Source organism: Rivularia sp. UHCC 0363 (assembly GCF_034931125.1).
GTDB lineage: Bacteria > Cyanobacteriota > Cyanobacteriia > Cyanobacteriales > Nostocaceae > Rivularia.
This window is the reverse complement of record NZ_JAYGHM010000009.1, coordinates 126,069-136,631: the sequence shown is the minus strand read 5'-3', so window position 1 is coordinate 136,631 and position 10,563 is coordinate 126,069. Positions and strand designations below refer to the sequence as shown.

Genomic DNA, 10,563 nt, shown 5'->3' with positions numbered 1-10,563 from the left:
GGGAGTTGGGAGTTAAGAATTTAACTATATTACCTTTGACCTTTGACCTTTAACCTTTAACCTGTTCCCATGTCCAATGCTTAATTTCTCATCACCGCATCTAATAATTTGTCCCCACCAAACCGAATTACGTCGGTACAGGGTAATCCGGTTTCTGTTTCGACTTGCGCGATCGCACTTTTTGCAGTAGCTTCATCAAAGTTATTGGTATTCAGGGAAATACCAACTACGGGTACTGCGGCAAAAGCTCCCGCACCGCTGGCAACGATTTCGTATAATTTAACTACTTCAGCTAAGGGGGGAATTCTCACTCCTTCTATGACCTCATTCTGTCCAAGACGATGGACTAAAATCATCTGAGTCGGTTGGGAACCGCGTATTAAAGGCAATGTGGCTGTAGAATTAGGATGCAGTAAGGAACCTTGTCCTTCAACGTGTAAAATATCGTAGTTTTTGCCGTAACGCATCACCACTTGCTCCACTGCACCCGCAGCAAAATCTACACGTACCGCATCCAAAGGTACACCATCACCTTCCAACATTAAACCCGTTTGTCCGGTAGCGAGGAACTTGGTACGCATACCCCGTAACCGCGACGAACGATGTAATTCTAAACTTGTAGACATTTTTCCAACGGCCATATCGGTTCCGACTGTCAATACTCGTCTACAGGGAAGGTTTCTTGCCGCAAGAGTACAAACACTGATGTTAGATGGCTCTTTGCGAACATCCCAAATTGATTGTCCGGGTTTGAGTAAAGTCCTTAATTCCGGACTGGTAGCTAAAGGAGTATGCAAACCGTTGACAATTGACATTCCCCCTACTAATGCATCTTTAATTTCACGCCAATAATCGTCTGGTAAACTACCACCTTTGGGAGCAATACCGATTACCAAGACCTGCGGCTGAAACTGAAGCGAGTCTTTAACGGAGGCAACAATCGGTACGTCACGTTTGATCCCTGTTAACTCAGGTATTGACTGTCCGGGACAATCACGATCGATCGCGACAACAATCGGCGCATCGCTGTAGCGTAGTAAAGATAACCCTGTTTTTCCATGAGTTCCGCGAATTCCCTCATGTATTAGAACGGCAATTTTCTGATCGAGCGGCAGACGCACTTAGTTGTACTCCCAATCCTGGTAAGTTATTTGGTAAAATTTTACCCTCTTCAATCAATGCACCCGTAAAAGGGTCATCAATTAAATTCAGGTGACTATCCAAGTCTAAATAATCGGCTAATGGAGCAAGCTGTGCAAGGGCAGTATTTGCGATCGCGCTATCGGAATAACAGCCGAACATTACCTGTAGATTGCAGGCTCTAGCTGTATGTATCATCCGCATTGCTTCGGTTAAACCCCCGGATTTCATCAACTTGATATTAACACCATCAGCGCATTCAATTAAATAAGGAATATCGATACTAGTAAAGCAGCTTTCATCAACAAAAATGGGCAAAGGAGACGACTTTTTTAATTTCACCAAAGTTTGTTCTTGTCCCCGTGGTAAAGGCTGTTCTACATACTTTACACCCATATCGGCAAGTATAAAACACATATTGCGGGCATCCTCCAAGCTCCAACCGCCATTTGCATCTACATATAAATCGGGTGTTGGTGCTTCCTCCCGTACAGCGGACAGCATTTTGCGATCGGCATCAATACCATCGGGGTTGCCTAATTTAACTTTGAGCATTTTGACATCCATAAATTGCAGCCAATCTTTGACCCTAGCTTTAGCACCTGCGGGTGAATTAATGCCGATAGTCACAGAAACCGGCGCGATCGCACTTGGATCGAGTCCCCACATTTGCCACAGGGGAAGCCCCGCACGTTTCCCCATCCAGTCATGCAGAGCGGTGTCCAGAGCCGCCTTGGCAGCAGAAGGAATCTGTGCTTTATTTAACATGAGTTCAATCTGCTGACGTTGCGACGGATGCAGAGCTTGTAAATTGGGGGCAATTTGCAATATAGATTGATAAATAATATCGGTAGATTGCGGATAGTTACCGACGTTAAAAGGTGATGCTTCTCCCCAACCTTCGATATCATCTTCGGATATTTTTACCCAGACGTTGGTTGTTTTTGCTGTAGTACCGCGACTAATTGTTAAAGGGAAGCGTTTGTTTACAGTAAATGTTTCTATATGGATTTGCATAATTGGGAATTGGGAATTGCGGATTGAGCATGGGACATGGAGAATTGGATAAAATACCTAATTCCCATAGTTTATGATGAATGCAGTTTGGATAATAAATAATATTTTTAAACGCAAAGGTACGCGGAGGTTTAGCGCAAAGTTTCGCAGAGGAAAAGATATTGTGCTGGTGTTTATTTTTGATTATGTTTGTCAAACAATTAGTTGTTCGATTATACCTTTAACTTGTAAATGACTAACTTAAATAAATGGAAGATTTTACAATCGCAAATGGCGTTAAACCATCCTTGGTGTAAAGTCAGGCAAGATGAAATAGAGTTACCTAACGGACAGGTAGTTGATGATTACTTTGTTTATCTGAAACCGGATGTCGCGATAATTTTACCAATTACTAGCGATAGAGAAGTTGTTTTTGTCAAGCAATATAGACACGCAATCGGCGATTTTTTTATTGAACTTCCCGCAGGTGGTTTTAACCCGGAAATAGAAAGCGGTGAAGTTGCAGCAGTAAGGGAGCTTGAAGAAGAAACTGGTTATATTGCATCACAAATAAAGAAGATAGCAACGCTCTACGATAAACCAAGTAAAGATACAAATCAATTACATTTATATCTAGCTGAAAATGTAGTTAAAACGGGAAGAATCAAGTTAGATATTACAGAAGAGATCGAAGTTATATTGATTCCTATTGATGCGATTTTGGATAAAATAATTAAAGGTGAAATTTCTGTTGCTGGAACTGTTGCGGCTTTGTTTTTGGGTTTGAATTTGGTTAAATAGGGAATATGAGTTAGGAGTTAGGAGTTTTATTTAATTTCCCTTGATTGGTGTAATTAGAATACCGATTAACACCCGTAATAAAGATTCTAATTCCTCTGGAACCCGATACAGTTTGATATCTTGCACTACTTTCTTTTCTTGTCGATAGAACATTCCAAATCGCCAATCTTCCCCAGTGGTAACAGCACCATATAATATTGTAACTGGAGAATCGATCCATTGGTCTAAAGCAATTAACTCTAGAGCTAATTGGGTAAATTCTCTACTTAAATCTGATTTTGCTTCTATTACTATTAAAGCATTAGGTGAAGCAATAAAATAATCGAAGCTACCTTTCAAAAAGTTATTAATATTAACTGGATACTCAATATTTAATTCAGATTTGGTTTCAGCACAAATTTCTAAAAGCGTAGGTGCAATCAATACTTCCCGACGTGCTGCTTCGCTAGTTGGGTTAACGTAATTGAGATTGCGGGGTAAATAACGGCTTAAAAAATCAATATAGTCAAGTTTTCCTTGATACTCAGGTAATTTTAATTGAGAATGTACATAAGTACATCCTAATTCCAATAAAATATCTGCTGGTGCATAAGGTAACTCGAAATACTGACTAAATGTATAAGTAGGTGGGCGGGGAAATTTACAACTATATAACAAAATGTAAATAATCCGAAACCCTTGCGATTGCTTCGTCGTGCCTCCTTCCCTAAGAGGGAACACTTTGTGAATCTGCGCTTACGCACACGCAATGACAAAGTATAGTTATGTTTATCTGCACCAACCTACTTAGCTTAGCTCTGGCTGTAGGATGCGTCGACGACTCATGAATTATACATAATGAAGGATGACAAAAATAAGAGCGTTGATTTTTGAAGATTTTTTATTTGCTTTTAATTTTTCATACAAACTCAATTTTGTTTTTCATTTCTTCAGAATCAAGCACTTCTCAAATCAAGAGGAGATAGCTAATAATTTCACCAATTGAACGTTGATTTTGATGACAGTAGACAATTCCGGCATGAGGAATTCCCTTACTATGTAACTTAATAAAATCATCGTCATGAGTTACAATTACTCTATTTTCGGTTAAAGCAAAATTTAACTGTGCTTGATCTGGGGCAGACATTAATCCCTTTTCTAATGTAGTAGTAACCTCGATTCCACGGCGACGCAAGCCTTCGGCAACTGCATTACTTACACTTTCATCAATATGAAAGCGAATTTTAACTTTCATTTGTAGCGTTTAATTTTGCTTGTAAAACAGAGGAAGTTTGCGATTTCACTTCACGAACATAAGCTTCTTCTTCTTCAATATGCTGTCTGATTTCATCTAAATTATCGTGATAATATGCAAGCGCCGCATAAACATCTGATAATGTAATGTTTGGATAATGATAAATAATTTCATCAGGAGACATTCTCTTGCGATCGTGACAAATTACAATATCTTGCACCCGAATTCTATGACCTGCTATACGAGGTTTTCCACCACATACGTCTGGTGTTATTTCAATATGCTCGGTAATTAGAGGCGTTTTAACCATAGTAGTATTTCAAAAACTTGTAAATTGAAATCTTCTTTGACATTCCATTTATTATACATAAATAGGAGATAGATAGGGAGCGAGACGCTCTCACTACTTATGAGAGCCAAACTATTAATTTAGTTGTATAACTCTTTGACAATCCAAAATCCCAAATCCAAAATTATATAATTCCTAACTTATCTACCTCTTCCACTGTTGCAAAATATAGTGATAAAAAGCTTCTTTATCTACTGTATCCATTACAGAAACTTTTCGTCCTGCCGATACAATTTTTGTTGAACCTTGACTTTTACCATTAGTAATAACTTCTGTTTCTATTTCTTTGATTTGAAAAAATTCTGGACGTGCTAAATAAGCTGTTGCTAATACATCCCAAAAATAATAATCTTGGGGAATTACTAAGGCATAACATTCTTCTGCTAAATCGGATATGGGATAGTTTCTTTGTTTACCCATTTTTTGGAAAATTTCTGATATCACAGGGACGTTATTAGTAATATCCATCCAAAGGACACATAATTATTTCAATTTGAGTATCCCACGCTCGCGCTACCGAAATTGGGTCTCAATAAGCGTTCCATTCTGCGGAACCATCTTGTCCAGGTTCCCAGTTTTTCTCGACGTTTCCCGGTACCGATCCATTAATACGAGTCGGTTAGACATTTAGATCCGCTAACCCCCGATACATTGGGGGCTATGTATAAGTTAAGTCTTTGAGGATGTTTTGAGTTGTATCATATTTAGAGTAAATTTGAACTATAAATTATTAAGAAAAATATGAATAATGTAATTAATGAACCAGCTTTAGTTGCTGAGTTAACGGAATTATATATGAAGTATGAAACCGCTTTATGTAGTAATGATACTGCGGTGTTGGATAATTTTTTCTGGGATTCAGCAGATGTTGTGCGGTTTGGATTAAATGAAAATCTGTATGGTGCGGAAGATATTCGGGCTTTTCGCAATTCTCGTCCAGCTTTTAAATTAGAACGGGAAATACTTAATCTGAAAGTGGTTACTTTTGGTGAAGATAGTGCAGCAGTCACCCTTGAATTTCGCCGATTAATAAATAATGTAGAACGTCGAGGTAGACAAAGCCAAATGTGGTATCGTTTTCCACAAGGTTGGAAAGTTGTTTCTGCTCATGTTTCTTTTTTAAAAGAAAGTAGGGAGTAAGTGGGTCAAATTAAATATAAAACCTCATCCTTAGTCCGGCTTCCTTCTCCTTAATAAGGTGAGGTCTTATCTTATATTTAATTACGTCTATCTACTTAGGTTGTGTTGCTCTAATTAATTAATATCGATTTCTTGTTACCTTTTTCAAATTGCAAGTCGTGTCTAACTCAACCTATTAACTAATCCTTAGTTCCTATTAGGAATGGCCGCAACTGGCATATTTTGGTCGTAGGGTGCTGTGACACTTCGCTTGATTTCTAACGCAATAATAAGGTTTATGTGTCACGCACCGTTCCCTCAGTCTTGTGACAATTGCGTAAGTCCTGCCTATAAATTATTGTTCAGTGGGATTGTACGGCACAGAAGAGTGGTGCAAATCGATAAGTAACTTTCCATCCATGTTTTTGCGATAACCAAAAGTATATTCTACTTTCGTTTCTTTGCCAGTTTTCGCATCGGTGAAATAGTAGTTTCCCATAGTTACGGCATCAGTACAATCAAGGCTGATTCCTGCATTTTCAAATCTGACTTTACTCCAAGGTTGAAGGGCAAATCCTTTATCTTCGGAAACAACACCTTTGACAAAGTAAGATATGGCATCTTTTTCTGTTAAACGAAACTGTCCTTCTGAAGCTTTTGTCGGTTTAAATAAAACCTTGCCTTCATCATAACCGTATAGTTGATCAACAGTATCTGCTGCTAAAGCTTTATAGTCCTCTCCATTTTTGTATGCTTTGCCAATAGCAACGATCGCATTAGCCCACGTTTCTTGAGCATTGGTAACATCTTTTTGGGTAATACAGTTATTTGCAGCCTTTAAATCGATGTTATTAGCTGGAGGTGTGTTCTCAAGGCAGGATGCAGCTAAGATACTTCCTGGAATCAATACTAAGACTAATACTACCAATTTTGATAATTTCATTTTCTTTTTCTATTTATATTTTGAGAAAAAGCGGGTTAAAGTCGTTCAAACATTACGAAATTACCAAGTTTAAAAATTTAAAGTAGTATTCATTATTTCATTAAAATAATGCCAATTGCGCTGCAAAAATCTATATAAACCATAGATGAAAGTAAATGTTACAACGTAATATCTCTATATTTTCTAAACTTTTAGATTTTTATGACGTGCAAAATTATTAAATACAATTCCCAGTTGATGAAAAACTGGTCGTTGCTGGTATTGTAGAAGCGACAATTTTTCCTTGGGATACAACGTAGCGGGGTTGATTACGAATACGAATAGCGTCGTAAGCATCGCGTTCATTTAACACAATTAAAGATGCAGGTTTACCGATCGCAATACCGTATTTATCTTCTATATGTAATGTTTTAGCTGCATTTTGCGTCACCATTTGATAACAAGCGTTAACTTCTTCACGTCCGGTCATATGACAAATATGTACTCCCATATGAGCCACATCTAACATACTTCCGGTACCCAAACTATACCAGGGGTCTTGGACGCAATCGTGACCGAAACTGACGTTTAAACCATGTTGCCATAGTTCTTTAACGCGGGTAACTCCTCGGCGTTTCGGGTAAGAATCAGCACGTCCTTGTAAGGTAATATTAATCAAAGGATTGGCAATAAAATTAATTTGAGCGCGTTGCAGAAAACCCATTAGTTTATAGGCATAAGCATTATTATAAGAACCAAAAGCCGTGGTATGACTGGCTGTAACTCGATTACCAATCTGTGTATGAATAGCCTCAGCAGCAACAACTTCTAAAAACCGCGATTGTTCATCATCTATTTCGTCACAATGAATATCAATTAAACGATTATATTTTGCGGCTAATTCAAATACTCGCTTTACCGATCGCACTCCATCTTCTCGTGTCAATTCATAATGGGGAATCCCTCCCACCGCATCCGCACCCATTTCTAAAGCTTTTTCCAGCAAAATCTCGTTTTGTGAGTCCGAGTAAATCCCATCCTGGGGAAATGCAACTACCTGCACCGTCATCCAGTGTTTCACTTCATCCCGCAATTCTAATAAAGCCTGTAGCGCAATTAACTGCGGTTCGCTCACATCTGCGTGGGTTCTGACAAATAATATACCTTGAGCCGCTTGTTGCTTCAACATTGTCAAAGCGCGATTTTTTACATCTTCGAGGGAAATTTCACGTTTGCGATCGCCCCAAATTTTAATTCCTTCAAATAGCGTACCACTCTCATTCCAACGGGGTTGTCCTGCGGTTAACACCGAATCTAAATGAATGTGCGATTCAACAAACGGGGGTGAAACTAATTTTTCGTTTAAATCGAGTTCTTGATCGGCAGATTCTTTTAAATCGGCAGAAATAGCAGTAATTAAACCATCTTTAAAGCCAATATCTACAGATTCGCTTTCCGTATCAAATGTAATTAATCTTCCCCGACGTAGAACTAAATCGTAAGTCATTTAATTTTGGATTTTAGATTTTAGATTTTAGATTTTAACAACAGATTCTTGTTCCCAGGCTCTGCCTGGGAATACATTTCAAGAGGCTCTGCCTCTTAATATACTTGAGGCAGAGCCTCATTTACAGGGGTTCCCAGCCAGAGGCTAGGAACCAGTTAATTCTAAACTCCTCACTCCTAACTCCTAACTTTCTCCCACTCTCTCTTGCAAGAATTTATCAAAGGTATCCCGATCCGGTAACGAAGGTTGCGCTCCAGATTTAGTTGCTGCTAAAGCACCCGCAGCTGCACCCCAGGTTACAGCTTGACGCAAGGAAAGTCCCTCGGTAAGGGCTGCTGCTAAACCGCCGTTGAAAGCGTCTCCTGCGGCTGTGGTATCAACGGTTTTTACTGAAAATGCCGGTGTAAAAAAGCTTTCTGTGGGGGTTGCACAATAAACGCCTTTTGCGCCGAGTTTAACGATCGCGCATTTCACCCCTTTGTGTAATAAAACTTCGGCTGCTTTCTTGGCGGAATCTTCGCTATTTACTGCAAATCCTACTAGTTGCGCTGCTTCTACTTCATTGGGTGTCAGAATATCTACTAATGGATAAAGTTCTTCTGGTAATGCTTGTGCTGGTGCGGGGTCGAGAATTACTTTTACTCCGGCTTTTTGTGCTGCTAAAGCTGCTGCAACTACCGCAGGAATGGGAATTTCTAATTGTAATAAAAGTGCTTGTTTTCTCGGTAATAACTGCGACAGCCTTTCGACATCTTCTTGACCGACGCGCCCATTTGCGCCGGGGATGACAACAATTTGGTTTTCCCCCGCATCATCTACAGTAATAATTGCCACACCGGAACTGACTGTCTCATCAAGAAATACGTTATTTTTGACACCAGCGGTTTGCAAGTAGTCGATAAGTTCCTTCCTAAAGTGGGTCCCAACACGCCCGACAATTTCCGTAGAAATGCCTAATTTGGTCAGTGCAACGGCTTGATTAGCACCTTTACCACCGGGTGCTTGAAAAAAATCGTGTCCTAATAATGTTTCACCTGCGATCGGTAAACGATGTGCTGTTGCGACCAAATCTATATTGATGCTACCGAAGACGATAATACTCATAGGGATTTTGGATTTTAGATTTTAGATTTTAGATTAAAATTAAAATTTGAAAAACTCAGTATACCGCTAAATGCTTTTTTCTGTTCCCTAAGATAAGTGGATTATTCGGCTTCCCTCTCCTTACCAAGGATTGAGGGTGAGGTTTTATCTTATATCTAATTATGTTTACCTATTTATTTCCTGTTCCCTTAACTTACGAATAGTTATAGGAATTAAACCGGATTCCTATAATTGGGAACTTTTAAATACTGCTTATTGTCAATTAAACGAGATTTAGCTGCTGGGATTTTTTCGGTTTATCAATCTCATTTTTATGATTATTTTGCCGTAAATCAAGCTAAAATTGTTAATTCTGATCTGTATACTTAATATTTTGAGTTGTCACTATCTATTATGCTCATGAAAAGATTATTTTTAGCTAGTTCAATTTTCCTTGTAGTTTCAGGATGGGGATTGGAGCAAATAAATAGTGTAAATGCTCAAACGTCTTCTATAGTTATTTCAACCCAAAAGCAAGCTACTAAACCCACTACTAACAAACTACCTCAATTAAAAGTTATTAGTACGGGAACTGGTAACAAAGAAAAATTACGCTTTACATCAAAAGTTGGTGCCAAACAAACAGTAAATGTGACCTTAAACAAAGAAACTTTAATGTCCATCGGTGAACATAATATGCCTAGGGCAAAGTTACCAGCTTATATTGTTAGGTTAGATTCAACAGTTACTAAAGTAGAACCAAGTGGAGATATTCACTATGATATTGCTTATAGTGATGTCAAAATTCAAGGTGATGCTCAAACCCGTCCGGAATTAATTGAAGTTATTAGTAAGCAGATAGAACAGTTGGAAAACTTTAAAGGTTCTGTGGTAATTGATAATCAAGGAATAGCTAAAAGCGTTAAGTACGCAATTCCACAAAAAGTAGATGTAAACATGAAGTTTCTTGTCGAACAATTATCTAATTCGTTACAACAATTATCTTCACCAGTCCCAGAAGCTGCTGTAGGAATCGGTGCTAAATGGCAAGTTAATTCTGAAACAGATATTAACGGCATTAGTCTCAAACAAACTACTACTTATGAGTTGGTCAATCTCAAGGGTAATGTTGCTACTTTGAATGTTAATTTACAGCAGCAAGAAAAATCAATTCAAGAAATTGACTATCCTGGATTGCCTTTAGACGGTATTTTAACTCTACAATCATTTAAAGGTAATGCAAAAGGAAAAGCGACGATACAGCTTGATAAAGTTATGCCGGTAAGTTCTCAACTTTCCTTACTTGCTGACAGTCAATATATTGGTAAAAACGTCAATACTTTGCAAGAAACTCCCCTGATATCTAAGTTAATCATGGATATGAATGTTCAGGGTCAATAAATTATTGTAAA

General features: G+C 38.4%; 11 protein-coding genes and 1 pseudogene. 3 read left to right on the top strand and 9 right to left on the bottom strand.

What is annotated here, in order from left to right; all coding sequences use genetic code 11:
• Window positions 1–80: 80 nt before the first annotated feature.
• Together VB797_RS07845 and VB797_RS07840 are read right to left on the bottom strand one after the other, a co-directional pair.
• Complete coding sequence (locus VB797_RS07845; protein ID WP_323237114.1) at window positions 81–1,121, bottom strand: DUF1611 domain-containing protein; 1,041 nt, start codon at window positions 1,119–1,121, stop codon at window positions 81–83.
• Complete coding sequence (locus VB797_RS07840) at window positions 1,078–2,157, bottom strand: dipeptide epimerase (protein ID WP_323237113.1); 1,080 nt, start codon at window positions 2,155–2,157, stop codon at window positions 1,078–1,080. Before VB797_RS07840 ends, VB797_RS07845 begins: the two co-directional genes overlap by 44 nt.
• 231 nt (window positions 2,158–2,388) lie before the next feature.
• Between VB797_RS07840 and VB797_RS07835 the strand changes: the two genes are divergently transcribed.
• Entirely contained in the window at window positions 2,389–2,937 is a 549-nt protein-coding gene (locus tag VB797_RS07835; protein ID WP_323237112.1) for an NUDIX hydrolase, read from the top strand.
• A 30-nt stretch (window positions 2,938–2,967) separates the two neighbouring features.
• On the opposite strand, the gene VB797_RS07830 is transcribed toward VB797_RS07835, so the two are convergent.
• The 4 genes and pseudogenes from VB797_RS07830 to VB797_RS07815 form a co-directional block, all read right to left on the bottom strand.
• Window positions 2,968–3,594: a hypothetical protein gene (locus VB797_RS07830; protein WP_323237111.1), complete on the bottom strand. Its 627-nt coding sequence runs from the start codon at window positions 3,592–3,594 to the stop codon at window positions 2,968–2,970.
• Window positions 3,595–3,883: 289 nt separating this feature from the next.
• Window positions 3,884–4,171 (bottom strand): DUF5615 family PIN-like protein, encoded by a 288-nt coding sequence (locus VB797_RS07825; protein ID WP_323237110.1) that lies wholly within the window; start codon window positions 4,169–4,171, stop codon window positions 3,884–3,886.
• Window positions 4,161–4,481 carry a DUF433 domain-containing protein gene (locus tag VB797_RS07820; RefSeq protein ID WP_323237109.1) on the bottom strand — a complete coding sequence of 107 codons (321 nt, stop codon included), beginning with the start codon at window positions 4,479–4,481 and terminating at the stop codon, window positions 4,161–4,163. The genes VB797_RS07825 and VB797_RS07820 overlap by 11 nt, the downstream gene beginning before the upstream one ends.
• 183 nt (window positions 4,482–4,664) lie before the next feature.
• A pseudogene (locus tag VB797_RS07815) lies at window positions 4,665–5,121 on the bottom strand (nucleoside hydrolase); the annotation flags it as partial.
• 140 nt (window positions 5,122–5,261) lie between these two features.
• On the opposite strand from VB797_RS07815, the gene hpxZ reads away from it, so the two are divergent.
• The gene (gene hpxZ, locus VB797_RS07810; protein WP_323237108.1) at window positions 5,262–5,660 is read left to right on the top strand and encodes an oxalurate catabolism protein HpxZ; all 399 of its coding nucleotides are present in this window, start codon (window positions 5,262–5,264) and stop codon (window positions 5,658–5,660) included.
• 334 nt (window positions 5,661–5,994) lie between these two features.
• On the opposite strand, the gene VB797_RS07805 is transcribed toward hpxZ, so the two are convergent.
• The 3 genes from VB797_RS07805 to rbsK all read right to left on the bottom strand — a co-directional run bounded on the left by VB797_RS07805 (window position 5,995) and on the right by rbsK (window position 9,172).
• The gene (locus VB797_RS07805; protein ID WP_323237107.1) at window positions 5,995–6,582 is read right to left on the bottom strand and encodes a hypothetical protein; all 588 of its coding nucleotides are present in this window, start codon (window positions 6,580–6,582) and stop codon (window positions 5,995–5,997) included.
• 217 nt (window positions 6,583–6,799) lie between these two features.
• Window positions 6,800–8,068: a cytosine deaminase gene (gene codA, locus VB797_RS07800; protein ID WP_323237106.1), complete on the bottom strand. Its 1,269-nt coding sequence runs from the start codon at window positions 8,066–8,068 to the stop codon at window positions 6,800–6,802.
• Window positions 8,069–8,251: 183 nt separating this feature from the next.
• A complete protein-coding gene (gene rbsK / locus VB797_RS07795) occupies window positions 8,252–9,172 on the bottom strand; it encodes a ribokinase (RefSeq protein WP_323237104.1) in 921 nt (306 codons plus the stop codon).
• Window positions 9,173–9,571: 399 nt separating this feature from the next.
• On the opposite strand from rbsK, the gene VB797_RS07790 reads away from it, so the two are divergent.
• Window positions 9,572–10,552 (top strand): DUF6263 family protein, encoded by a 981-nt coding sequence (locus tag VB797_RS07790; protein ID WP_323237102.1) that lies wholly within the window; start codon window positions 9,572–9,574, stop codon window positions 10,550–10,552.
• Window positions 10,553–10,563: the final 11 nt, after the last annotated feature.